General features: G+C 63.0%; 15 protein-coding genes. 3 read left to right on the top strand and 12 right to left on the bottom strand.

Annotated elements, in window-relative coordinates; all coding sequences use genetic code 11:
* Positions 1-118 precede the first annotated feature (118 nt).
* From NKH83_RS21805 to NKH83_RS21790, 4 genes are all read right to left on the bottom strand, one after another.
* Positions 119-577: a carboxymuconolactone decarboxylase family protein gene (locus tag NKH83_RS21805; protein ID WP_352475416.1), complete on the bottom strand. Its 459-nt coding sequence runs from the start codon at positions 575-577 to the stop codon at positions 119-121.
* Positions 578-590: 13 nt separating this feature from the next.
* A complete protein-coding gene (locus NKH83_RS21800) occupies positions 591-1,109 on the bottom strand; it encodes an RrF2 family transcriptional regulator (RefSeq protein WP_352644794.1) in 519 nt (172 codons plus the stop codon).
* A gap of 109 nt (positions 1,110-1,218) precedes the next feature.
* Positions 1,219-2,532, bottom strand: a complete 1,314-nt coding sequence (gene preA / locus NKH83_RS21795; protein WP_352807353.1) for an NAD-dependent dihydropyrimidine dehydrogenase subunit PreA — start codon at positions 2,530-2,532, stop codon at positions 1,219-1,221.
* A gap of 2 nt (positions 2,533-2,534) precedes the next feature.
* Entirely contained in the window at positions 2,535-3,899 is a 1,365-nt protein-coding gene (locus NKH83_RS21790) for an NAD(P)-dependent oxidoreductase (protein WP_352740676.1), read from the bottom strand.
* Between the two features lie 471 nt (positions 3,900-4,370).
* Between NKH83_RS21790 and NKH83_RS21785 the strand changes: the two genes are divergently transcribed.
* Both NKH83_RS21785 and NKH83_RS21780 read left to right on the top strand, forming a co-directional pair.
* On the top strand, positions 4,371-5,147 hold the full coding sequence (locus tag NKH83_RS21785; protein ID WP_352807350.1) for a VOC family protein: 777 nt from the start codon (positions 4,371-4,373) through the stop codon (positions 5,145-5,147).
* A 156-nt stretch (positions 5,148-5,303) separates the two neighbouring features.
* Positions 5,304-5,696 carry a DoxX family protein gene (locus tag NKH83_RS21780; RefSeq protein ID WP_352703416.1) on the top strand — a complete coding sequence of 131 codons (393 nt, stop codon included), beginning with the start codon at positions 5,304-5,306 and terminating at the stop codon, positions 5,694-5,696.
* Positions 5,697-5,801: 105 nt separating this feature from the next.
* On the opposite strand, the gene NKH83_RS21775 is transcribed toward NKH83_RS21780, so the two are convergent.
* On the bottom strand, positions 5,802-8,243 hold the full coding sequence (locus NKH83_RS21775; RefSeq protein ID WP_352807346.1) for a GcvT family protein: 2,442 nt from the start codon (positions 8,241-8,243) through the stop codon (positions 5,802-5,804).
* Between the two features lie 74 nt (positions 8,244-8,317).
* Complete coding sequence (locus NKH83_RS21770) at positions 8,318-9,856, bottom strand: trimethylamine methyltransferase family protein (RefSeq protein ID WP_352475422.1); 1,539 nt, start codon at positions 9,854-9,856, stop codon at positions 8,318-8,320.
* Positions 9,857-10,073: 217 nt separating this feature from the next.
* On the opposite strand from NKH83_RS21770, the gene NKH83_RS21765 reads away from it, so the two are divergent.
* Positions 10,074-10,664, top strand: coding sequence for a transglycosylase SLT domain-containing protein (locus NKH83_RS21765; protein ID WP_352475423.1), 591 nt, complete (start codon positions 10,074-10,076; stop codon positions 10,662-10,664).
* 14 nt (positions 10,665-10,678) lie between these two features.
* Here the strand turns inward: NKH83_RS21765 and NKH83_RS21760 are convergent, their stop codons facing one another.
* From NKH83_RS21760 to NKH83_RS21735, 6 genes are all read right to left on the bottom strand, one after another.
* Positions 10,679-13,102 (bottom strand): dipeptide ABC transporter ATP-binding protein, encoded by a 2,424-nt coding sequence (locus NKH83_RS21760; protein ID WP_352807341.1) that lies wholly within the window; start codon positions 13,100-13,102, stop codon positions 10,679-10,681.
* A 95-nt stretch (positions 13,103-13,197) separates the two neighbouring features.
* Entirely contained in the window at positions 13,198-14,355 is a 1,158-nt protein-coding gene (locus NKH83_RS21755) for an ABC transporter permease (protein WP_352475425.1), read from the bottom strand.
* Between the two features lie 12 nt (positions 14,356-14,367).
* Positions 14,368-15,402, bottom strand: a complete 1,035-nt coding sequence (locus tag NKH83_RS21750) for an ABC transporter permease (RefSeq protein WP_352475426.1) — start codon at positions 15,400-15,402, stop codon at positions 14,368-14,370.
* Positions 15,403-15,621: 219 nt separating this feature from the next.
* On the bottom strand, positions 15,622-17,274 hold the full coding sequence (locus NKH83_RS21745) for an ABC transporter substrate-binding protein (RefSeq protein WP_352475427.1): 1,653 nt from the start codon (positions 17,272-17,274) through the stop codon (positions 15,622-15,624).
* A 261-nt stretch (positions 17,275-17,535) separates the two neighbouring features.
* A complete protein-coding gene (locus NKH83_RS21740) occupies positions 17,536-23,586 on the bottom strand; it encodes a translocation/assembly module TamB domain-containing protein (protein ID WP_352807337.1) in 6,051 nt (2,016 codons plus the stop codon).
* Positions 23,586-25,514, bottom strand: a complete 1,929-nt coding sequence (locus tag NKH83_RS21735; RefSeq protein ID WP_352475429.1) for an autotransporter assembly complex protein TamA — start codon at positions 25,512-25,514, stop codon at positions 23,586-23,588. Before NKH83_RS21735 ends, NKH83_RS21740 begins: the two co-directional genes overlap by 1 nt.
* Positions 25,515-25,561: the final 47 nt, after the last annotated feature.

The raw sequence follows: 25,561 nt of genomic DNA, 5'->3' as shown, positions 1-25,561 counted from the left end.
ATAATTGGGGCCGAATAGGTGTTGTGGTGGGCTTATTAGTTAATCTTATTTATCGTTCCAAACTTTTGAGGGGCCCTTTGAAATTGGGCGCGCGGCCCCTCGCCGGGGCGCCTGGTTCTCAAGCGGCCATGACCGCCGGCATCGGATGGATTGCATGGAACGGAACGCAAAGCCGGTTCCAGGTGTTGATCATGCCGAGCGCAACCGACAGCTTGACCAGCTCCTCTTCCGAGAAATGCTCGAGCGTCCTTGCATAGAGTTCGTCCGAAATATCGTTGTCGGCGATCCTGGTCAGCGCGTCGGTCCAGGCGAAGGCAGCGCGTTCGCGCTCGGAAAACAGCGGCGATTCCTTCCAGGCGGAGACCAGATAGAGCCGCTGCTCGCTTTCGCCGTCGCGGCGCGCTTCGCGGCTATGCATCTCGACGCAATACGAGCAGCCATTGATCTGCGACGCCCTGAGCTTGATCAGATGCAACAGGCTTTTTTCGAGCCCGCATTCGTCGACTGCCTTGTTGAGCGCCGACACCGCCTTCATGATCTCCGGCGCCGCGCCGAAAAATTGCAGCCTCTGTTTCATCGTCTGTAGCCTTTCATGCTTGCTTGGTTGAACTTGATTTCTGCGGCCGCTGATGGCGCTCGACGAAGGCGCAGTTCGCGGCGATCGAACGGGGATCGGCATCGGCCGTGTATTCTGCAACGATGTCGGACAGCCGGGCGTCGGCGAGCGCGGCGCGATAGGCGCGCTCGGCCTTCAGCATGGCTACGTTGATGCCGCAAGGTTTGACATAGACCGAGGCATCGAGCTTCGCTGGGCCGCGCTGGCGGATTTCGGCGCAGCGGAAGGCCGGTTCGCGCCCCTCGACGGCCAGCACGATATCGAGCAGCGTTATGCGTTCCGCCGGCCGCGCCAGCCGGTAGCCGCCGTATGGCCCCGGCACCGATTCCAGAATGCCCGACGTTGTCAGCATGTTGAGATGCTTAAGCAGATAGCTCGGCGACAGCCCGAACGCTTCCGCCATGGCAGCACCCGGCATAGTCGCCGCGCCTTCCATGCCGGCTAGCATGGCGGCGCAGTGGATGGCCGCTTCGACGCCCTCGCCCAGCTTCATTTCGCTCTCCTATTCATGGATACATGTTATCCTGGATAAGAGGCATCCGCAATATCTATTTGAAAAAAGCGGCGCCCGCAGGTGCCGCTTTCCCACAACGCGCTGTTCGCTACTCCGCCGCCACCTTGGCCATCGGATTGTTCGGATGCGTCGTCCAGTTGGCATAGATCGGCGACACCGGCCTGCCGGTGCGCTGGTCGATCACGCCGGCCGCCAGCGGCTCCATGGTGATGCAATTCTCGACCGGACAGACATTGACACAGAGATTGCAGCCGACACATTCGGCCTCGATCACCTCGAAATGCCTGACGCCGTCGACCATGCTGGTGATCGCCTGGTGCGAGGTGTCCTCGCAGGCGATGTGGCAGCGGCCGCATTTGATGCAGGCGTCCTGGTCGATATGCGCCTTGGCGACGTAGTTGAGGTTGAGATACTGCCAGTCGGTGACGTTGGGGGTGGCGCGGCCGACGAAGTCGTCCAGCGAGGCATGGCCCTTCTCGTCCATCCAGTTTTCCAAGCCGGCGATCATCTCCTGCACGATCTTGAAGCCATAGGTCATCGCCGCCGTGCACACCTGCACATTGCCGGCGCCGAGCGCCATGAATTCGGCGGCGTCACGCCAGGTGGTGATGCCGCCGATGCCGGAGATCGGCAGGCCCTTCGTTTCCGGATCGCGCGCGATCTCGGCCACCATGTTCATGGCGATCGGCTTCACCGCCGGGCCGCAATAGCCGCCATGCGAACCCTTGCCGTCGATCGTCGGCTCCGGCGCGAAACTATCGAGACTGACGCCGGTGATCGAGTTGATGGTGTTGATCAGCGACACCGCGTCGGTGCCGCCGGCAAGGGCAGCGCGTGCCGGCTTGCGTATGTCGGTGATGTTGGGCGTCAGCTTGGTGATGACAGGCATGCGGGTGTTGGCCTTGCACCAGCGCACCACCATTTCGATGTATTCCGGCACCTGACCGACCGCCGCACCCATGCCGCGTTCCGACATGCCATGCGGGCAGCCGAAATTGAGTTCGATGCCGTCGGCGCCGGTCTCCTCGACCACCGGCAGGATCGCCTTCCAGGCATGCTCCTCGCACGGCACCATCAGCGAGACGACTATTGCCCGGTCGGGCCAGTCCATCTTGACCTGCTTGATCTCGCGCAGATTGACCTGCAGGTCGCGATCGGTGATCAGCTCGATGTTATTGAGGCCGAGCAGACGACGGTCGGCGCCCCAGATCGCGCCATAGCGTGGCCCGTTGACGTTGACCACCGGTGGGCCCTCTTCCCCGAGCGTCTTCCACACCACGCCTCCCCAGCCCGCCTTGAAGGCGCGGATGACGTTGTAAGCCTTGTCGGTCGGCGGCGCCGAGGCCAGCCAGAACGGGTTCGGCGACTTGATGCCGACGAAATTGTTGCGGATGTCTGCCATGCTCATGCCCTCCCGTTCGAGGTCAGTGCCCGATGAATGCTCTCCGCCGCATCGCGGCCTTGCGCGACGGCTGAAACAGTCAGGTCGTCGCCGCCGAAAATGCAGTCGCCGCCAGCCCAGACATTGGCCAGCGAGGTGCGCCCTTCCGCGTCGACCTTGATGCGGCCGGCTTCCAGGGCAAGCAAGGCTCCGCTGCCGTTGAGCGCAGCCGGGACAAAGCTCTGGCCGATCGCCTTGAACACCTGATCGGCGACGAGCGTCAGCCGCTCGCCGGTGCCGACGAGCCGGTCGCCGTCCATCGCGGTGTATTCGAGCTCGATCGCCGACACCTTGCCGGCGTCGGCAATGACCCGCTTCGGCTGCAACCAGTGCCGGATGATGACGCCGTTGGCGGCAGCCAGATCCTGTTCGAATTCGGAGGCATTCATGTGCTCCGGGCCGCGCCGATAGCAGATCGTCACCTCTTCGGCACCGAGCAGCTTCGATTGCACCGCCGCGTCGATCGCCGTCATGCCGCCGCCGATGACAACAACACGCCGTCCGACCGGCAGGCTGGCCAGATCACTGGCCTGACGCAGCTCGGCAATGAACTCGACGGCATTGGTGACGCCTTGCGCCTCCTCGCCGTCCGCTCGCAAGGCATTGACGCCGGCAAGCCCCATGCCAAGGAACACCGCATCGTAATTCCTGATCAGGTCCGACAGCTGGTAATCGCGGCCGAGCGCCTTGCCGTTCTGGATGTCGATGCCGCCGATCGACGTGACATAGTCGACTTCGGCCTGAGCGAAATTGTCGACGCTCTTATAGGCCGCGATACCGTACTCATTGAGGCCGCCGGGCTTCGGGCGGGCTTCCAGGATGGTCACGTCGTGGCCATGACGGGCAAGCCGATGCGCGGCCGCAAGCCCGGCCGGTCCGGCGCCGACCACGGCGACCGTCTTGCCGGTCGGTTCGGAGCGTTTGTAGAACTGCTTGTTTTCGGCCATCGCGACATCGGTGGCGTAGCGCTGAAGGCGACCAATCTGCACCGGCTTGCCTTCTGCCACCTCGCGCACGCAGACCTCTTCGCACAGCGTCTCGGTCGGGCAGACGCGGGCGCACATGCCGCCCAAAATATTCTGGTCGAAGATCGTCTTGGCCGAGCCGATCGGATTGCCGGTCGCGATCTGGCGGATGAACAGCGGGATGTCGATCGAGGTCGGGCACGCATTCATGCACGGCGCGTCGTAGCAGAAATAGCAGCGGTCGGATTCGACCAACGCCTCGTGATGATCGAGCGGCGGATGCAGATCGGAAAAATTGTCGGCATATTGTTCCGGCGAAAGTCGCCCGCCGGCAATGCCTTGCTTGAACTGGCCTTCTGGCATCGTCAGTTCCCCATGTTCTTGTTTTGGGGAAGGCTAGCACGTTTTATTTTTTTATCAATTGGTCAATTTTCGGCGCAAGCCGCTGGAACGGTTCAACAAACATGATAATCAAACTCATATTTCGAGCTGCCTGATGGCTCTGTCGAAAGGCCGAAATGCCGCTTCGTCGGCGCTAGGCGCTTGCATAAGCTTGAGCACTTGATGCCATCCCCCGCGAACGAGGAAGAAACGCATAACAACCATGCGGATGCACGTCTCGCCGGCTAAGCCGCCACGAGCGATATAGGCCGCCGGCGTTCCAGCCGGGAGTATAGACCGAAGATCCTCCGCTGTGGGACAATCCAAACACAAAGCGCGCAGGTCACGGGCTGTGCGCCATAACTTTTTTTGGCCGCTGTCTGATTTTCGTCGCGAAGATCGTCCTAGAATGGATCGCGCATGATCGATGTACAAACCGCAAGGAGCACGACAATGCCACAGTCCCCGATGCCCTTCTTCTGGTACGAGCTGATGACCACCGATCTCGACGCCGCCGAGGCGTTCTACACCTCAGTGGTGGGCTGGAGGGGGCAGCCTTTCGAAGGGGCCTCGGGCATGCCGCGCTATATCGTCATGAATGTCGGCGAGCGCGGCGTCGGCGGGCTGATGACGCTGCCCGAGGACGCGCGCAAGATGGGCATGCCACCGGCCTGGATCGGCTATATCCTCACCAGGGACGTCGATGCCGCAACGGCGTCCCTCAAGAAGGCTGGTGGCGTGGTTCACCGCGAGCCCGACGACATTCCTGGCGTCGGCCGCTTCGCCGTCGTTGCCGACCCGCAAGGCGCGATATTCAACTTCCTGCAGCCCAGCGGCCCCGACCAGCCGCCGCTGCCATCGTCGACACCCGGCAACATCGGCTGGCATGAGCTCTACACGTCAGACTGGAAGGCGGCGTTCGATTTCTATTCCAGCCAGTTCGGCTGGGAGAAGGGCGACGCCATGGATATGGGTCCGATGGGCGTCTACCAGCTCTTCGCCTTCGGCGGCGAGCCCGTTGGCGGCATAATGAACAAGCCCGAGCAGATCCCGGCGCCGGCCTGGCAGTTCTATTTCAACGTGCCCGGCATCGACGCGGCAGCCAAGCGTGTCACCGACAATGGCGGCAAGATCCTCATGGGTCCGATGGAGGTTCCCGGCGGCAGCTGGATCGTGCAGTGCACGGACCCGCAAGGCGCCCATTTCGCGCTAATGGCACCGACGCGGTAACAGGCCGCGCCAATTGCGGGGCCGCCTTCGTGCGGCCCCAAGGCTGCAGCACTCCTCACGACTCTCTCACCGACAGTTGATGGCAGGCCGGATCATGTGAATGGTCCGGCCTTTGGCCATGACCTATGGCCGGGCGAGGTGAAAATGGAGTCGTAGATGAAGCTTTTCGAAGGCCTGGCCGGATATCAACCGTTCGCTCTTGCCGCCTTGCGCATCATGACAGCGCTGCAGTTCATCGAGCACGGCACTCAGAAACTTTTCAATTTCCCTGTCGGCGACCATGCCGGCACCCTGAGCGGGCTGTCGCTGACTGCGGCCATCCTGGAATTCGCCGGCGGCATCCTGCTGGTATTGGGGCTTTTCACCAGGCCGGTGGCATTCCTTCTCAGCGGCGAGATGGCGATCGCCTATTTCATGGCGCACATGCCGCGCGACTTCTTCCCGGTCAACAACGGCGGCGATGCGGCAATATCGTTCTGCTTCATCTTCCTCTATCTGGTGTTCGCCGGCGCCGGCGCCCTGGCGCTGGACAACCGCCGGGTTTCGTAATTGACCGTCTCCCGGCCGTGGGCCCGCTGCCTCCGGCAGCTCCCCGGCGTTCGGAACCTTTCGCCGTGCCACCGGCACGGCGAATTCGCTGTGCGAACCGGTTCCTCACCCTCTCATCCGTTCGAAATTCGCGTCGAACAGTGGGGTCGGCTGCATGCGCGCGGCGTGGCGTTTGCCCAGAAGCTCAATCTCGAAACCGTAGGCTTCGTCGGCAATCTCTTTCGGCACATAGCCGATGGCGACGGACTTTTTTGAATGATGCGCGTAGCCACCCGACGTGACCCAGCCGCGCACGGCACCGCCATACCAAATTGGCTCGTCGCCGATGACGTCGGCATCGGCAGCATCGACGACAAAGGCCCGCAGCCGCAGTCTGCCGCCTTGCTTGCGCTCGGCAAGCGCCGCCTGCTTGCCGATGAAATCGGCCTGCTTGCCGTAGGCGACGAAGCGGTCGAGGCCGGCCTCCAGCGGCCCATAGATCGGCCGGTATTCGCGCGCCCATGAGCCGTAATTCTTCTCGAGCCGCAGCGCATTGAGGGCGCGCGAGCCGAACAGGCCGATGCTGAATTCCTCGCCCGCCGCCATCAGCGCCTGATAGGCAGCACGCTGATATTCCGGCGCCACCCAGATTTCGTAGCCGAGGTCGCCGGTGTAGCTGACGCGCCCGACCAGGCACGGCGCCATGCCGATATCCATCCTGCTGATGGCCGTGAATGGAAAGGCCGTATTCGACACGTCAGATCGTGTGACCTTTTCAAGAAGCTTCCGCGCGCTCGGCCCGGCGATCGATAAGCCGGTGAGTTTTGCTCCCAGCGCCTCGATGCTGACAGAGCCGTCCTTCGGCAGATGCGCTTCGAACCAGCGCATGTGGTACTGCTCGGCGACACCGCTGCCGGCCAGGAACCAATCCTTACTTGCACAATTTGGACCGCCGAGATTGGCCAGCGTGAAATCACCGATCAGCCTGCCGTCTTCCTTCAGCATCGGCGCTAGCGTCATGCGTCTGGGCCTTGGCAGCTTGCAGGCCAGCAAGCGGTCGAGCCAGGCTGCAGCGCCCTCGCCGGTTACTTTGTATTTGGCGAATGACGAGATTTCCGACAGACCAACGCGTTGCCGAACCGTCTCCACTTCTTTCGCGACATGCTCGAAATCAGTCGAGCGGCGCCAGGAGAATTCGTCCTTGACGCCTTCGGGCGCATACCACAGCGGCACCTCCAGCCCGAAGGCGACGCCCCATTGCGAGCCCTTCGCCGACAACAGATCGTAGACCGGTGTCGTCTTGAGGGGCCGGCCGGCCGGTAATTCCTCGTTTGGGAAGCGGATCGAAAACCGCCGCGAATAGTTTTCGCGCACCTTGGCGTTGGTGTAGGCCATTGTGGCCCAGTCGCCGTAGCGCGAAACGTCCATCGCCCAGATATCCGCGCCGGGATCGCCTTCGATCATCCAGTTCGACAGCGCCAGCCCGACGCCGCCGCCCTGCGAGAACCCCGCCATGACACCACAGGCCACCCAGAACCCCGGCAGGCCGCGCACCGGCCCGACCAGCGGATTGCCGTCCGGCGCGAAGGTGAAGGGTCCGTTGATGATCTGCTTGATGCCGGTGTTCTGGAACGCCGGGAAATGCCGGAAGCCGACCTCCAGCGACGGTGCGATGCGGTCGATGTCGGGTTCGAGCAGTTCGTGGCCGAAATTCCATGGCGTCTGGAACTCGGACCATGGCTTGTTGGCCTTTTCGTAAGTGCCCATGAGCATGCCGCCGCGCTCCTGGCGCAGATACAGCTCGCCGTCGAAATCGACTGCATGGATGATCTCCGTACCGGTCTTCTGGTTCCAGGCGGCGACTTCCGGCATGTCCTCGGTGATCAGGTACATGTGCTCCATCGCCAGCACCGGCAGCTCCAGCCCGACCATGCGGCCGACCTCGCGCGCCCACAGGCCGCCCGCGTTGACCACATGCTCGGTCACCACCTCGCCCTTGTTGGTAATGACGCGCCACAGCCCGTCGGCGCGCCGCACGATGTCCTCGACCTTGGTGAAACGCTCGACCTCGGCACCGAGCTTGCGCGCGGCCTTGGCATAGGCGTGGGTCACGCCCGACGGATCGAGATGACCGTCCTCCTTGTTGCGGACCGCGCCGACGAACTGCTTGGGGTCGAGCAACGGCATCAGCTCGGCAGCCTCATCAGGCGATATCTCCTCGAGCTCGATGCCGAGATAGCGGCCCTTGGCGACGACGCCGCGCAACCAGTCGAGCCGCGCCTCCGTCGCGGCCAGCAAGACGCCGCCAGTCAAATGCACGCCGGTCGCCTGCCCCGACAGTTCCTCGATCTCCTTGTAGAGCGAGATCGTGTATTTCTGCAGTTTGGCGACGTTGGGATCGCCATTGATCGTGTGCATTCCGCCGGCCGCGTGCCAGGTCGAGCCGGAGGTCAGCTCGTCGCGCTCCAATAGAACGACGTCGGTCCAGCCATGGCGGGCGAGATGGAACAGCACGGAGCACCCGACAACGCCACCGCCGACAACCACGACCTTTGCATGTGATTTCATAGGATTCTCGTTATTTCAAAGAGTTGGATGGGTTTTATGATTCTGAAGGAGAAGAAATCCGAGAACAGTGGCGCTTAGGGCTCGCCCGCCCCGATCGCTTCCTTGCGCTTGACCAGGTACGCGTCCAGCGCCTCGCGCCTGGAGATTTCCATCACCGGCTCGACATAGTCCTCCAGCGCCTTCTTCCACAGCCTTGTCGCTCGCGCCGTGGCGTCTAGCCCACCAGCTTCCTGCCAAGCCTCGAAATTCTGCCAGTTGGACAGCATAGGCTGGTAGAAGGCCGTGGCGTAGCGTTCCAACGTGTGCGGCTCGCCGAAGAAGTGGCCGCCGGTCGGCACCGCACCCAGAGCTTCGACGGCGAGCTCGGCCTCGTTGACTTCGATTGGGCGCAAAAACTCCATCATGTGCTGGATCATCTCGACGTCGATGATGAACTTTTCGAACGACGCAGTCAGCCCGCCCTCCTGCCAGCCGGCGGCGTGGTAAATGAGGTTGCCGTGGCCGAGCACCGCGCCCCACAGCGCCATCAGCGTCTCATAGGCGCCTTGCGCGTCGGCGGCATTGGAAGCCGAGCCCGGCGTCGTGCGGTAAGGCAACTTGTAGCGCCGCGCCAACTGTCCGGACGCTATATTCGCCTTGGTGTTTTCAGGCGTACCGAAGGCCGGTGCACCCGACTTCATGTCGACATTGGAGGTGAAGGCGCCATACATCACCGGCGCGCCGGGGCGGACGAGCTGCGTCAGCACCACCCCGAACAGCGCCTCGGCATTCTGCTGGGCGAGCGCCCCGGCAAGCGTCACCGGGCTCATCGCTCCCATCAGCGTGAACGGCGTCACCGCCACCGACTGGCCGAATTCGGCCATGGTCATCAGTCCCTCGGCCATCATCTCGTCCAAGCGGCGCGGCGAGTTGACCGAAATGATCGTGGTGACGCCGGGATCGTCCCGCATCTCGTCAACCGTCAGTCCGCGCGCGATTGCCATCATTTCGATGCCGTCGAGCGCCCTGCCGCGGCCGATGGCCGAGACGTGAAAGCTTTTGTCGGTCAGTGTCAGATTGGCGAAATAGGTGTCGAGGTGACGGGAATTCGCCGGCAGCTCCACCGGCGCGCAGACCTGGTTGCCGAGCATGTGGATGCAGTTGAAATGCTGCGCCAGACGGACGAGATCGGAATAATCGCGCAAATTGCCGGCACGGCGGCCGCGCTCCATGTCGTGCACATTCGGCGGCCCGGCGACAAGCGTGAAGTTGATGGTATTGCCGCCGAGGTGGACGGCATGGGCGGGATTGCGCGGCGTAAGCGTATAGCTGGACTGTGTCGTCTTCAGCGCTTTGTCGATCATGCCACGATCGATGCGGACGTTCATCGAGGCATGATCGACCTTGGCCCCGGCCTTCTCGAATAGCCACAGGGCCCGCTGGCTCATCACCTCGATGCCGAAATTCTCCAAAATATGCATAGAGGCTTCATGTATCGCCTCGATCTGGTCGGCCGAGAGCATCGCCATCGGCGGATAAGGGTTTGTCACCCGCCTGTGCGGCAGTTGTGGGATGGCGGTCGGTCCCCTGTTGCTGGTTCGCTCGGCGCCGCGCTTGCGTCTTGGTTCGCTCATGCGGCGCATCAAAGCGCCGGCATGAGCATCGGGCTGTCAAGAATCCGCCACCTGCGGGCGTGATTTTAGCCAAGGCGCCATTGTGGGAATTTCACGTCGGTAAAAGCGACAGCAAACGTCGGAATGTTTATACCCGCTCAGTGTTGGCAAAGCGGCCGATGAGCCGTTAAGGAAGACAGCAAGATTCCTTTTATGTTTTCGGCCTAATGCTCTTCCAATGCGTAGGTCGAGTTTTGGTAAAATTGTAGCGATTGCCGTGCCGCTGACGCTTTCGGCCTGCGCGACGCCGCCGAACCACATCAACGATGTGTGCGCCGTTTTCGACCAGAATGACGGCTGGTTCGACAATTGGCAGGCGGCGGCACAACGCACCGAGCAGAAGTACGGTGTGCCGGTCCCCGTGCTGATGGCGACGGTGCGCAAGGAGTCCGGCTTCAAGAGCAATGCCAGGCCGCCGCGCACCAAGCTGCTGGGCTTCATTCCCTGGAAACATATCTCTAGCGCCACCGGCTTCTCGCAGGCGCTCGACGGGACCTGGGCGCAATACCAGAACGAGACCGGCAGCTGGGCAGCGCGCCGCACCAGGTTTGCCGATGCCGTCGATTTTGTCGGCTGGTATCATTCCAAGACCGCCGACACGCTCGGCGTCGCCCGCAACGACACATACAATCTGTATCTCGCCTACTATCTCGGCTGGAATGCCTACAAGCGCGGCAGTCGCGGCGACGCCGACGTGCAGCGCTATGCGCACGCCACCGAACAGATGGCGCAGGACTACGCCGCGCAGCTACGGCAATGCGCGCGCTAGCCTACCAACGGCTCTCAGCCGCCCTTGGGTTTGCGCGGCTTGCGCGTGGCGTCCTCGGCCTGGCGGCCGTCGCCGACAGTCGGCGGCATGATTGGTGCCACCGCGCTGTCGTCAGAGCTTGAGATGCCGCCGGTCTCTGAAACCTCGTCGCGGACCTCGTGACGGCGGGCTTTGGCGACCGCTTCTCCATTCTCCGCTGCCTGGCCCTCGGCATCGGCTTCCGCGCTGCCGGTCTTGCCGTGTGGACGCTTGGGCGGATCGCCGGCAAAGCCCGGACCAGTACCGTGCGGCGCATCGTCCGGCACGCCCTCATTCGCCGCGTGCTCCTTGTCGAATTTGATCACCGGCTCCATTTTCGCCAGCACGTCGTCGGCCAACCAGCACAGGCTCATATGGCCGTCGCCGAGATGTTTGACCGGCGGCACCTTGGTTTCGCAAAGATTGTCAGGCACCAGCTTCTTATAGCCGCAGCGCGTCTGGAACGGACAGCCCGAGGGCGGGTTCATCGCCGACGGAATGTCGCCTTCAAGCACGATGTGCCTCTTCACCACGCTGGTGTCGGTGATCGGGATCGCCGACAGCAGCGCCTCCGTGTAGGGGTGATAGGGCGGCGAAAAGATCTGGTCGGTCGTGCCTTGCTCGACGATATAGCCGAGATACATGACGACGACGCGGTCGGCGATGTAGCGCACCACCGACAGATCGTGGCTGATGAACAGCATCGTCGTCTTGTTCTTGCGCTGGATATCCATCAGCAGCTCGGTCACCGCCGCTTGCACTGACACATCCAATGCCGAGACCGGCTCGTCGGCCACCACCACCTTGGCGTCGCCTGCAAAAGCCCGCGCCACGCCGATGCGCTGTTTCTGACCGCCTGAAAGCTGGCGCGGCTTGCGCGACTCGAACGCCCTTGGCAGCTTCACCAGGTCGAGCAATTCCAGCATCCGCTTGCGGCGGTCGGCCACCGTGTTGCCGACATTGAACTTTTCCAGCGTACGGATGATCTGCGAACCGACCGAATGGCTCGGATTGAGCGTGTCGAACGGATTTTGGAACACCATCTGGATCGATGACACCGTGTCGACGCTGCGCTTCTCGATCCCGGTCGACTGGATCTCCTTGTTGCCGAGCTTAACGCGGCCGGAGCTCGCCGTTTCGAGGCCGAGCAGCACCTTGGCCAGGGTCGATTTTCCGCAGCCGGATTCGCCGACGATAGCGACGGTCTCGGATTCGCGGGCCATGAACGAGATCGTCTCGTTGGCCTTGACGACGCGGCCCTCGCTCGAGCCGAACACTTCGCTGCCGCCGACCTTGTAATACTTCCTGAGGTCTTCGATCTGGAGCACCGGCGCACCGGGCACCACCCGCTCGTTGACCTTCTTGGCGCCGGGCGGCAGCGCCTCCCAGTCGATCTCGTTGAAGCGCACGCAGCGCGAGAAATGCCCGTCATGGCCTTCGACCGCGATCATCGGAATTTCGGCGGCGTTGCAGACGCCCTCGACGAAATGGTGGCAGCGCGGGCCGAAATTGCAGCCCTTCGGCCGCTCGTGCGGCAGCGGCAACTGCCCCGGGATCGAGATCAGCGGCCGCGAATTCTTGTCGGCGCCGGGCAGCGGGATCGAGCGGAACAGGCCTTGCGTGTAGGGATGGCGCATCCGGTCGAAGACGTCCTTGATCTTGCCGGTCTCCACCGCTTCGCCCGAATACATCACCGTAATGCGGTCGCAGGTCTCCAGGATCAGCCCGAGATTGTGCGACACGAAGATCATCGAGGTGCCGAACTTCTCGCCCAGCCCCTTGACCAGGTCGACGATGCCGGCTTCCACCGTCACGTCGAGCGCTGTCGTCGGCTCGTCGAGCAGGAGCAGCGCCGGCTTCGACAGCAGCGCCATGGCAATAACGATGCGCTGCTGCTGGCCGCCCGAAAGCTGGTGCGGATAGGAACGCATCATGCGTTCGGGATCCGGCAGCTTCACCGCGCGCACCATTTCCAAGGCGCGTTTATAAGCTTCGTCCTTCGACACCTTGTCGTGGATCAGTGGCACTTCCATCAGCTGCTGGCCGACCTTCATTGCCGGGTTCAGACTGGCCATCGGCTCCTGGTAGATCATCGCGATCTTGTTGCCGCGGATGGCGCGCAGTTCCTCGTCGGACAGTTCTCCCATGTCCTTGCCCTGGAACTTGATCTTTCCGCCGACGATCTTTCCGATGTTGGAGAGGTCGCGCATGATGCCGAGCGACACGGTCGACTTGCCGCAACCGGATTCGCCGACGATGCCCATTGCCTCGCCGGGCATGACGGTGCACGAAAAATCCATGACCGCCGGGATCTCGCCCTTACGGGTGAAGAAGGAGATCGACAGGTTCTCGATCTCGATGATCGGCTCATTGGTCGGCCCATTGGTCGGCTTGGCGGGATTTCGAACTGCCTCATTCATGGGTCGCTCCAATCCTTGTTCTTCAGGCACGTCGGGCCGAACCCGGCCTCGGTCTTCCCGCCGTCAATCTTTCCCGGCATCAATCTTTCCCGGCATCAATCTTTCATAGACTGTTCGCGCAGCGAATCCGCCAGGAGGTTGAGGCCGAGCACGAACGACATCAACGCGATCGTCGGCGGCAGCGCCGGGTGGATGAAGGAGCGCAGCAGCCGGCTTGCATCCTTGATCGCCGTGCCCCAGTCCGGGCTTTCCGGCGCCAGTCCCAGCCCGAAATAGCCGAGCGTGCCGAGCAGGATCGTAGTGTAGCCGATGCGCAGGCAGGCGTCGACGATCAGCGGCCCGCGCGCATTGGGCAATATCTCCCACAGCATGATGTACCAGGGCGATTCACCGCGCGTCTGCGCCGCCGCAACATAGTCACGCGTTTTGATGTCCATGACCAGGCCGCGCACGATGCGGAACACGCCCGGGCTGGAGGCGAACACCACCGCCACGAAGATGTTGAGCTGGTTGGGATCGATGTGGATGATCTTGAACGGATCGGCATCGAAGACAAGGCCGGCATAGATCCAGCCGCCAAGTACCAACGTCAGGCCAAGCAGGATATAGAGGCGGTCGGGACGGTTCTTGTAGCGCGTCCAGAACAGCACACTGAAGAAGATGATCGGAAACAGGAAGAACAGCCCTGCCATCGCGTAGGGGATCGGCGTGTCCATGATGCCCGGCGTCACCAGTAGGTAGAACAGCAAGATCACCGGGAAGGCCAGCACAAGGTTTGCGAGGAAGGACAGCACCGTATCGATCCTGCCGCCATAATAGCCGGCCGGCAGGCCGAGCGTAATACCGACCATCAGCGCAAAACCGGTCGCCGCCGGCGCGATGATCAGCACGATCTGGCTGCCATAGACCATGCGGGAGAACACGTCGCGGGCGAGCTTGTCGCCGCCGAAATAGTATATAAGTTTCGACGCCGGCTCGATCGCGCCCGGCAGCGCGTCCTTCATGATCGGCACCTGGGCAAGCGGATCGAAGGGCGAGATGGTCGACGCGAAGATCGCCGTAAACAGCCAGAACAGGCAGATGCCGACGCCGACAATGCCGACGCCGCTGTCGAAAAGCTGGCCGTAAAGGCCTAGTTTCTTCTTGTAGCCGAAGCTCGCTCCCATCACCAGGGCAAGAGCGATCCAGACCGGCCAGAAGCGGGCAAGCACGCCGAGTACGACGTTGAGGGCGCTGAGATATTCGACCTGCATCCGCCCGGTCTCCTATTGAACTCTGATGCGCGGATTGAGGAACGCGTAGCCGACATCGGAGATGAGCTGTGTGATCAGGACGATAAACACCGAGACCAATGAGCAGCCGAGCAGAAGATCGATGTCGTTGTTCCCGGCGGCCTCGACCAGCGTGTAGCCGAAACCCTGGTAGCGGAACATCACCTCGACGATAACGACACCGGTGAGCAGCCAGGGAAACTGCAGCATGATGACTGTGAACGGTGCGATCAGCGCGTTGCGCAGAGCGTGCTTTATCACCACGCTGCCGAACGAGAGGCCCTTCAGCCGAGCGGTTCGGATATATTGCTGTGTCATCACCTCCACCATCGAGGCGCGGGTCATGCGGGCGATGTAGCCGATGCCGTAGATCGCCAGCGTCATCACCGGCAAGGTGAAATTGTAGAAGGTGATGCCCTGGCTGGCCGAGGCCGCCGAACCGTTCAGCACGCCGAGCCAGGAGGCGAAGATCACGGTGAAGATGACGCCCGAAACGTATTCGGGCGTCGCCGTCGAGGCGATCGAAGCCACCGACAATGTACGGTCGGTGCGTGAGCCCTCGCGCATGCCGGCGAGAATGCCGATCAAAAGCGAGACCGGCACCATCACGGCCAGCACGCAGAGCATCAGGATGCCGGTGGCGCTGAGCGCCGGGAAGAGTTTCGAAGCGACCGTCGTCTTGAACTTCGTCGAGCAACCGAAATCGCCTTGCAGGATGCCGGAGAATGTCGGCACGACCGGATCGTTGCAGAAGGAGAAACGCTGTGCGGGCTTGCCGGTCGCCGGGTCGGTCACCGGCTGCTTTGGCATGATGCCCAGCCATTGGCCGTAGCGGACAAAGAAATTCTGCCGATAGCCATGGTTGACCAGCCAGGCCTCAAGCTGCTCGGCGGATGTGTGCATTTCGGTCTGGCTGATCGCCAGCTTCTTCAGATTGGGCCCGAGATTGACCAGGAAGAAGACGATCATCGTCAGGCACAGCATCGTCAATGCCATGGTGCCGAGACGCCTGATAACGAAAGAAAGCATGGCGGTCCCCTGCCGGTCGGGTTGGGGGTTGGAACCGGTTTGCAAGCCGCCCTGCCACCAGCGGCAGAACAAGCCTTCAGACCAGTCCCAGATGCAATACCCTTTTTATTGCAGACCCCGGCCGAAGAGTCCGCAACTTTTTGCTGCGCCGACTTCCGGTCCATGGATCATGCAAAGAGCGACGGAAAGGGGCGAGACGCCCCTTTCCGGATCGTCCGGTCAGGCCTGCTCGAGCCAGACCTTGCCATAGTCGCGCTCGAAGGTCGGGTGCATCTTGTAGTTCTGCACCGCCTTGACCGAATGGCTGTAGAGCTTGCGCCAATAAGGCTGGATGATAATGCCGGAATCCTGCAGGATCTGCTCGATATCCTTCATCATTTCCTTGCGCTTGGCGGCGTCGGCGACTGCGAGCGCAGCATTGAGCTTGGCATCCCACTCCGGATTCGACCAGGCCGTCTCGTTCCAGGCTTCACCTGTGCGATAGCCGATCGCCAGAACCTGGACGCCGAGCGGCCGCATGTTCCAGTTGGTCATCGACAGCGGATACTTCGTCCAGTCGTTCCAGAAGGTCGAACCCGGCAGCACCGTACGCTTCACCTTGATGCCGGCGTCGCGCATCTGCGCGGCGATCGCATCGCCTGTATTCTTGTGCCAGTCCTCGTCGACCGTGATCAGCTCGTGCTCGAAATCGGCCTGGCCGGCTTCCGCCATCAGCGCCTTCGCCTTGGCCGGGTCGCGAGCAATCTTCGGCAGTTCGTAGTATTCCGGATGGATCGGGGCGACATGGTGGTTTTCGGCAACCGTGCCGGCATTGCCGTAGCCGAGCTGGAGGACGACATTGTTGTCGACCGCGAGCTGCAGGGCGTTGCGAACCTTCTGGTCGCCGTAAGGCTTGTTGGTCACATTGGTGCGGCAGACGATCGTCGAGGCGGTGACGATCTCCGACTTCACCAGGTCCATGCCGTCGAGGATCGACACATAGTCGGCCGACGTCTCGAAGTTGGTGTGCACCTCGCCTGCTTCGAAGGCGCTGACCATGGCCGCCGGATCGGTGCCGTAGTCGATGAACTCGATGCCGTCGAGGAAGACGTCACCATCCCACCATTTGTTGTCTTCGCGGCGCTTGTAGACCACTTTCTGGCCGACATCGTAGGAGACCAGCTCGAACGGCCCAGTGCCGATCGGGCAGGACTTGAAGTCGCCGCCTTTTTCATCGAACGTCTTGTGGACGATGAGGCCGGGATAGTCGCACACGTTGGGAATGAGCGCGATATCCGGCTTGCTGAGCGTCAGCTTGATCGTGTGGTCGTCGACCTTGGTCACCGCGCTCTCATCCAGCTTGTCGTCCTTGACCAGCGAACCGAGGCGACCCGGCATGGAATTGCCTTCGGCCTTCTTGTCGGCCCAACGCTTGAGGTTGAAGATGACGTCGTCTGCGGTGAACGGATCGCCGTTGTTCCAGGTGACGCCTTTGCGCACATGCAGCGTGTATTCGGTAGCGTCGTCATTCACGTCCCAGCTCTCCAGCAGATAGGGGCGGAATGTGTATTCGGTGGTATATTTGACCAGCGGCTCGAGCGCCTGGCGCTCGGCATTGGCGATTTCCGACCAGTCGGACTTGCGCGGATCCTTCGGATCCTTGATCCATTGCGCGACCTTCAACACGCCGCCTTTCTTGCCCTGGACCTCTTCCGCCTTGGCCGGCGTCGGGTCTGCAAGGCCAAGCATGCCATAGGCCATCGCCGTCGAGGCGCCGAAGACGCTGGCGAGAGCCAGAAATTCGCGACGATCCATCTTGCCTGCCTTGGCGTCTTCGGCCATGGCCAGGATGTGATCGGGAACGCGGTCGCCGTTACTCTTGTAGATCGTCATGACTAACTCCCATTGTTGGCTTTCTGCCTTTTAACATTCCGCATCCGCGCCATGATGTCAAAGACGGCACGGATTGGGAACATGCCAAGGAATGTGCAACTTTGAAAGCAGGCCGGTTCGCGCGATAGCGACAGTCTTGGCGCAAATTTGCTACTGCGCCAGGGATTTCGTCCGAAATCTCCACGGGCAATTAAACCGGGACATTCGCTGCTGCGCCGCTCGTTCTTCGGGCAACCAGTTGTTCTGCGCGAGCGCCCGGTTTCAATATTCGCGTTCGTAGAAAACACCGCCTTTGGCTTCGCCGGCGTCGGTTGCCTCGCCACGCAGCTTGACGCCGCGCCCAACGTCGAGATCGACGGTTGCCTTGCCCGAGCCCGGCCTGTCGCCCTTCTGGATCGTCACGTAGGTGCGGTCGTTGAGATACTTGCCCGCCGAGACGGCGGTGCCGCCCTCTTCGTCGGTGATCACGTCGAGATCGTCGATGCCGATCGCGCTGCGCAGGTTCTGCAGCAGGGAGGTCGAGCCGCCGACGCCGGCCAGTTGTCCGGCAGCCTCGGCAAGCTGAGCGATCTGCAGCGGCGACAGGTTCGACATCGAACGGCCGAAGATCAGCTGCGCCAGCACCTCGTCCTCCGGGAGCGCCGGTACCGAGGAGAAGGTGAATTTCGGGTTGGTCGCCTCGCCCGACACCACGATGGTCACGGTGGCGCTGGTCGTCTTCGATTGCGCCGTGAGATTGAGGTAGGGCACCAGAGAGCCGGAAAAGCCGACCGTGCCTTCGGTGAAGGTCAGCCGCTTGGCAAGGATCGTCAGCCGCCCGCGCCGCAAGGTGAAGGTGCCGACCGCCTGGGGTGACGATGCCGGGCCGGTCAGCCGCAGCGACCCGCCGAATTCGGCGTCGACGCCCCTGCCCTGGATGAAGATCTGGCTCGGCGCATTGACCGTGACGTCGAGAATGAGGCCGCTGCCGCCGCCACCGCTGCTTGCAGCGGCCGGGCGCAACGCCTTGTCCTGCGCACGCACGGCGGCGGGCGCATTCTTGTGCTTGACGTTGAGCTCGGCCAGCGAGCCGGGCAGTTTTTCGGGTACGGTGATGACGGTCTTGGCCAGGTTGACGGTACCGGAAATCACCGGCGCGGAGGTGAGTGGTCCCTTGACGGTCAGGTCGCCGCCAAGATTGGCGGTGACCACCTTGCCGTCGGTATAGCGGCCGTCGACGAGCTTGATCGACAGATCGGCCGGAAAACCCTTAGCCGGATCGATGCCGACGGTGCCGCTGGCCGAAAGGCTGCCGCGCGTCGACAGCGTGCCGGTCAGTCGATTGATCCTTGCCACGCCGCCACCGACGGCGACATCGGCAGTGATGTCGTTGATCGCAAGCCCCGAACGCGCGTCGAGCAGGCGGGCGCCTGACGTGCGGACCGTGCCTGAGATCACCGGCGACGTTGCCGGGCCGCGTACCTGTATATCGACGTCGGCCGTGCCGCTCAAGGACAAGCCTTGCGCGGCGAGTGTCCTGGTGAGGAAGGCGAACGGCACCTTGCCGGAAAAGTTGAGATCAAGCGTGGGCGCGCCTGATGTCGTCATCGTGCCGCCGCCCTTGAGACCGAGGCCGGCGGCATCGCTCATGTTGGCGTCGAAGGTCAGTCTGTTGCCCGAATACGTACCTGAGGATGAAACGCCCATGGCGCCGAAGCCTGCACCGCGGGTCTGCGACGTCTGAACGCCTGCTGCATCGATCTTGAAGGCAACGGCCGGATTGGCCGGCGCACCCGTCACCTTCACCGTGCCCGAGATGGAACCGGCGGCATCGAGGCCCGGCGAAAAACTGTTGGCTATCGAGATCGGGACGCGGGCCAGCGTCGCGTTGAGGTCGAGCGCCTGCCCAGCTTTGCCCGTGACCGTCGCCGTGCCGCCGCCGAGGTTGAGCACCAGCCTGTCGAGGCTGGGCACTCCATTGGCGATGTTGATGGTCGAGGCCTGGGCGATAGCCGCCTTGATGCCGCGGATGGTCGCCTCGCCGGAGGCAAGTTCGACCGTCGTCGTGCCCTTGACCGCCTTGACCCGCCCACCGGCTTTCAGCGGAATATCCTTGACGGTGGCGCCACCGGAAAAACCGGTCCATTCGCCGTCGCGCTTCAGATCGACGTCGACGCCACGGATAACCGTGCCGCCGGAGGTCACGCTGTCGGCACGGATTTTTCCCGAGATCACTGGTGCCGCCAGATAGTTGGCGATCAGCGCATCGATGGTCACGGCCTTGGCCGAGACATCGCCGCGCGAGATCGAGCCCGTCATCGCCTTGACGGCGACCTGCGGCACGGCGCCCGACTTGGAGAAGGCGATCGTGCCGCGCACATCGCCATCGGCCTTTTCCAGTGCCAGGGCAGCAAGCGGACCGATATCGGGCAGGTCGAGTGCCACCGTGCCGACCGGGACGAAGGCATCGTCAAGCGCCAGGTCGCCGGAAATACGGTTCTTGCCCAGCGACAGCAAAAGCCCGTTGATGGCGCGTTTGCCGTCGGATGTCGCCAGCACGGCGCTGCCCTGCAGCGATTGCCCCGCGACGTTTCCGGTGAGTTGCACATTCGCAGCCGGGTTGGCGGCATCAGCCTTGCCTGTGGCAGTGAGCTTCAGGCCAGTGATCTCGCGCGCCACCACCGAAAGCCTGTCGCTGTTGACAGTCAGCGACAGATCCGGCGCGGTACTGGCGCCTTGCGCATTCAGCGCGAAAGAGATGGCGCCTTTGGCGTCCTTGGATACCAGCGAGACGTCGTCCAGCGCGCCTTTGACGTCGGCGCTGAGCTTGTTGTCGGCAAGGCTCGCCTGCCCGTCCGCGGTCAGCGCACCGGACGACAGCCTGACGGCGTTGGCGGTGACATTGCCGTTGGCGTCTCGCTTCAGCGCGGCACTGAGTTGTGTTCGCTCGGCGAGCACGCCACGTACCGCCGCCGGCATCGCCGCCGACGCGGCATCCGCCTTGAGATTTAGATCGATGGCGCCGTCGGCCAGCGAGACCCGCCCGTTGAAGCCGCTGTTCAACGCGTCGCTGGTCACGGTGCCGCTATCGATGATGACAGCGTCGGCGGCAAGGCTGCCGGCGAGTTTGGCAGTGACCTGGCCGGCGATCAGCGGTGCGACGGTCGGATTGTCGAGGCCGATTTTTTCGGCGGTCACGGTGCCGGCGATCGGCCCGGTCCGGGCTTTCACGTCGAAGCGATCGGAGTGCAGCGCCAGCGTGATGCCCTCGATCCTAGCTAGATTGGTGGCCGCCGATGGCAGCGTCGCGGAGATGTCGAGCTTCGGCTGCGTGCCCTGCCCGGCCGCCTTGAGCGATATCGCCTGCAGCTCGAGCTTGATCGGGCTTGCCTTGCTGCCAAGCGACAGCGGCAGGCTCGGACCGGTCGAGGCGAGGTCGAGCGAGAAATCGCTGGCGCCGTTCGGATTGATGGTGCCGGCTGCCTTGCCGGAGATTTTCTCGCCGGCAAGCGTCGCCTGCTCGATGGCCAGGCCGCTGACCGACGAGAAGCGGCCTGCCGCATCGAGATCGAGCGGCCCGAGCCCGGCCCGCCGGGTCTGGTTGGTTTCGGCGCCGCTGAGCCGTGCATTAAAACGGATGTCGGGGGCAGCCGACGATCCCGTGACCTGCGCGGTGCCGCTGAGCGCGCCCACGGCATCGAGACCCGGTGAGAAATCATTGGCAAGCGCTGCCGGCACCGCCGACAAGGTGGCAGCGAGATCGAGCGTCTGGCCAGCCGTACCCGACACGGCAACCGAACCGCCGCCGACACCGAGCGCCAGGTTCTCTATGCTCACGATGCCATTGGCGATTGTCAGCGCCGACGGCTGTGCGATCGCTGCCTTGATGCCGCGGATGATTGCCTCGCCCGAGGCAAGCTCGATGCTGGTGATGCCGTTCGCGATCCTGACCCGCCCGGCCGCGCTGGCCGGAATGCCGGCGACCGTGGCGGCGCCGCTAAAGCCGGTCCAGTCGCCGTCGCGCTTCAAGTCGACATCGATGCCGCTGATCACCGTGGTTCCCGAGGTGATCGTGTCGGCCTTGACCTTGCCGGCGATCGCCGGGGCTTTGAGATAATTGGCGACCAGCGCGTTGACGGCGATTGTCTTGGCCGCCAGTTCGCCGCGCGAAATCGCGGTGCTCGTCGCATCGATCGCGACCGTCGGTGCTCCATTGTCGTTGGCGAAGCGGATCGTGCCACGCACGTCGCCGGCTAGCATTTGGCCGGCAAGTCTGGCCAGCGGGGCAATATCGGCGGCATCGAGGGCCAACGTGCCGAGCGGCAGCAGGTTGTCGTCGAGCCCGAGGTCGCCGGAGACCTTGTTGTCGGCCAGCGAGACGGCAAGTCCATTGATGGAGCGCTTGCCGTCGGTTGTGACCAGCGATGCCTTGAGGTCGAGCGGCTGGTCGTCGACCGAGCCGGTCAGCGAGACATCGGCGGCGGGACTGGCGATATCGGCCTTGCCGCGCGCGCTCAGCTTGATCTGCTTTACCGCATGGCCGGACGCCGTCAGGCTGTCGCTGCTGGCCGAAACCGAGAAGTCCGGCGCGGTGCGCGCACCGCTTGCGGTCAGCGCGAAATCGACTGCGCCGCCGACCTTCGCGCCAACCAGCGGCGACAGCACCGACACGTCGCCGACCGTTCCTTTGATATCGGCTCGGATATCGGTGCCCTGCGCGCTGGCGGTGCCGCTGGCGTTGAGCGTGCCAGAGGTGAGCTGCAATGCATTGGCGGCAAACGCACCGTCCGGGTCGCGGGTCGCGGTCGCGGAAAACTGCACGCGCTGGCCGAGAACCGAGCTGATCTGCGGCGGCAGCGCCGTCGAAGCCGCGTCGGCATTCATCTTGAGCGTCATCGACAGATCGGCCAGCACCACGGTGGCCGTTACGGACGCATTGAGCGCGTCGCTGCGCAGCGTGCCTTGGTCGACGATAATCTGTTCCTTGCTGACGGAGCCGGCGAGACCGGCGCTGACCCTGCCCGTTATCAGCGGCGCCAACGTCGCAACGTCGGTGTTCAGGCCGGCCGCCGTCAGCTTGATGGTGACAGGTCCGCTACGGTTCTGGATGTCGAAACCATCGGAATGCACTTGCCCGATCAGGTCGTCCACCCGCGTGCCGCCCGCCACCACCGAGACCAGTGACGCGCCGATATCGACCGTCGGCGCCTTGCCATCGCCGAAAGCGCGGGCCGTGGCGTCCTTGATCGCCACGGTTATCGGCTGCGCCTCGCTGCCGAGACTAAGCACGATCGGCGGCCCCTTTGCGGCGAGCTTAACGGAAAGATCGCTGGCACTGTTCGGATCGACAGTGCCGGCGGCCGTCGCGTGCACGGCATCGCTGTCGATATTGGCGCGCTCCACGTCGACGCCGCCGGCCGCGGTCGCTGTGCCGGCGAGGTCGAAGCTGGTCTTGCCGGCAAACAGCGGCTTCAGATTTTCGGGCAGGAAGCGCTCGAATTCGCCGTCACCGTTGGCCTCGACATAATGACCCTTGTCCGTGAGTTGATGACGGCCGGTGAGTTGAGTGACGATCCGGCGATCGACGACAAAGGTCCCGATGCCATTCCAGTTGGCGAGTGGTCCGGTGCCGGAAACGACAATCTCGACTGGCGGCGCGCCCGGCAGCTTGAGCAGGTTGGCGATGATGCCGCCGGCCGGCTCGGATGCCCTCAAGTCGAGGTCGAGCTTGTTGTCGGCCGGCGCGAATTGGGCTTTGGCGTCGACCGTGCCTTGCTTGCCGTCATGGCGAACGATGTTGAGATTGGTCTCGATCGCCAACGGCGAGGCATCCGCCTTGAGCGCTCCCTTGGCTGCGAGCTCGGCAACACCGCTGCCGGCCAGAGCCTGCCCGAGTGCGATTTCGGGAAGGTCGAGCTGCTTGACGTCGATGGAAACCGGCAGCGTGGTCGCCCCGCTTTGGCGCGGCTGTGTATTGGCCACCGGCAGCCTTGCCAGCTCGATACGCTCGGCCCCAATGCGATCGGCGCTGAAGCTCTTCGACAGAAGTGCCAGCGGCGACCAATCGACGGCCACCTTGCGCGCCACCATCCAGGCGCCTTCGCGATCCTCCAGAACGACATGATCGACCCTCAGCGCGCCCGACCAGATACCGTCGATGCCGACGACAGTGACCTTGCGATCACCGGTCGAGGCCATGGTCGAGATGATGCCGGCAAGGTTTTCGCGGCCGCGCTCGGTTTTGGTCAGCACGACGAGCGCCCCCACCGCCGCTGCCACAACGATGAGCAGCGTGTAGAAAAGGATACGAAGGATGCGCCTGAATATTGCCATCAGAATGCCTGGCCGATGCCGGCATAAATGCCGAAATGAGGATCGTCGGGGCCGCGGTTGAGCGGCACTGCCGCGTCGATGCGCAGCGGCCCGAACGCCGTCAGATAGCGCAAGCCTACACCCGCGCCGACCTTCATGTCCGAAAAATCGGGGACCTGCCTGGTCGACACCGTGCCGGCATCGACGAACGGCACGACGCCGATCTTGTCGGTGACGGCGATGCGCATCTCGACCGAGGTCTCGAAGAAGGAAAGCCCGCCGATCGGCTCTCCGTTGCTGTCCTTCGGGCCGATGCCTTGATAGGCATAGCCGCGCACCGAACCGCCGCCGCCGGAGTAGAAGCGGCGGTCGGCCGGAACATCTTGAAGACTGGCGCCGATGATCGAGCCGATGGCGGCACGTTCGGCGAAAACGAATTTCGAGGCCGAATCGAGCGACTGGTAGGCCGACCCCTCGCCCTTCAGCTTGACGAAGGCAGCCCCGCTCAAAATGTCGTAGCTCGGCTCGGCATAGGCCAGCACCCTGAAGCCCCGGGTCGGATTGAGCTTGCTGTCGCGATTGTCGTAGACATATTGCAGTGGAATGCTGGCGATCAGATAGGTGTGCTTGCCGAAAGCGTCGTGGATCCTCGAATAATCAAGCGCGACTTGCGCGGAAACCGTCTGCTTCTTGTCCAGTTCGTAGGATAGGCCGGTACTGCCCTTGACCGAGAAATGGTCATAGGCGTCGGGGTGCTCCAGCACAGCATTGACGCTGGCAATGAATTTCGACGCCGGCCCGACCACGCCCGGCTTTTCGAACATGACGCCGGCATTGTAATTGAGCTGGGTCAAGTCGTTGCTGCCGATGCCGCTGATCTTGCCGTCGATGCGCAGCTTTTCGGCGCGGCCAAACAGATTGCGATGCCCCCAATAGCCTTCGAGGCCCAGCCCTTCGGTGTTTGAGAAGCTGCCGCCAATGCCGAAATAGCGCGGCTTGCGTTCGCTGACCTGGACACCGATCGGGACATTGCCCTCGGCGTCGAGGGCGTCGGCTTCCTTCACCGTCACGCTGTTGAAGACCTCGAGGCCGAGCAGCCGGTCGCGTGCATCGTCGATCTCATCGGGCGAATACTGGCGGCCACGCTTCAGACCGGTCATATATTCGGTGAAGTCGCGGTCGACCTTTTCGGTACCCTCGACAGTGGTGTCGCCATAGCCGGCGACCGGGCCGGCCGCGACGGTGAGCGTCACGTCGAGCGTCGAACCGGTGTGCTCGGCGACGATCTCGCGGCCCGTCACCTTGGCCAGCGGCCTGCCTTCTTGCTTGAGTGCCCGCACGATCGCCGCCTCGGCCTTGAGCACGGCGCCCGAACTGGCGTCACCGCCGGCGATCAGACCGAAATCGGCACTTGCCAGCCCCGCTGCATCGCCTTTCAGTCTGATGTTGCCAAGCGTGAATTTCGGCCCGGCCGCTATGCTTATCACCACCGGAATCGGCTGCGGGCCGGAAAACTCGGCATCGGGCGGCAGATCGTCGAGCGGCTTGCCCTGAATAGTGATGGTGACGACCCCCTCGTAGCGGGCGTCCGCGTAGAGCGCGGCGACAAGTTGCTCACGGTCGCTGCGCGCCTTGGCCAAAAGACCCAGCGAACCTGATACCGGGTGTTCCTCGTCGGCTTTCAGCGCCGAGGCGTTTTCGAGCTTCTCGGCGAGATCCTTGTCGGCGTCGGGCGTCTCGATCGTCACGGCATAACGCAGCGGGTCAACGATGTCGGCATCTTCGTCCTTCGACGATCCCCATAGCTTGATGCCGAAAATCTCGAAGGCTGCCGCATTTCCGGTCTCGACAATAAGTGCCGCCGAGCACAGCAAGGCGAAAAGCAGGGCGCGCGAAAGCGCGCGCCGTGGCGCGGTTCCTCCCGACATCTGCCTTTCATACGCCGGCATTACGCTCCTAGCCTAGCTCGCAAACCTAAAATTGGAATGAAGTTCTG

Source organism: Mesorhizobium sp. M0909 (genome assembly GCF_040319515.1).
Taxonomy (GTDB): Bacteria; Pseudomonadota; Alphaproteobacteria; order Rhizobiales; family Rhizobiaceae; genus Mesorhizobium.
Note: the sequence above shows the minus strand (reverse complement) of the source record. Positions and strands in the feature narration are given on the sequence as shown.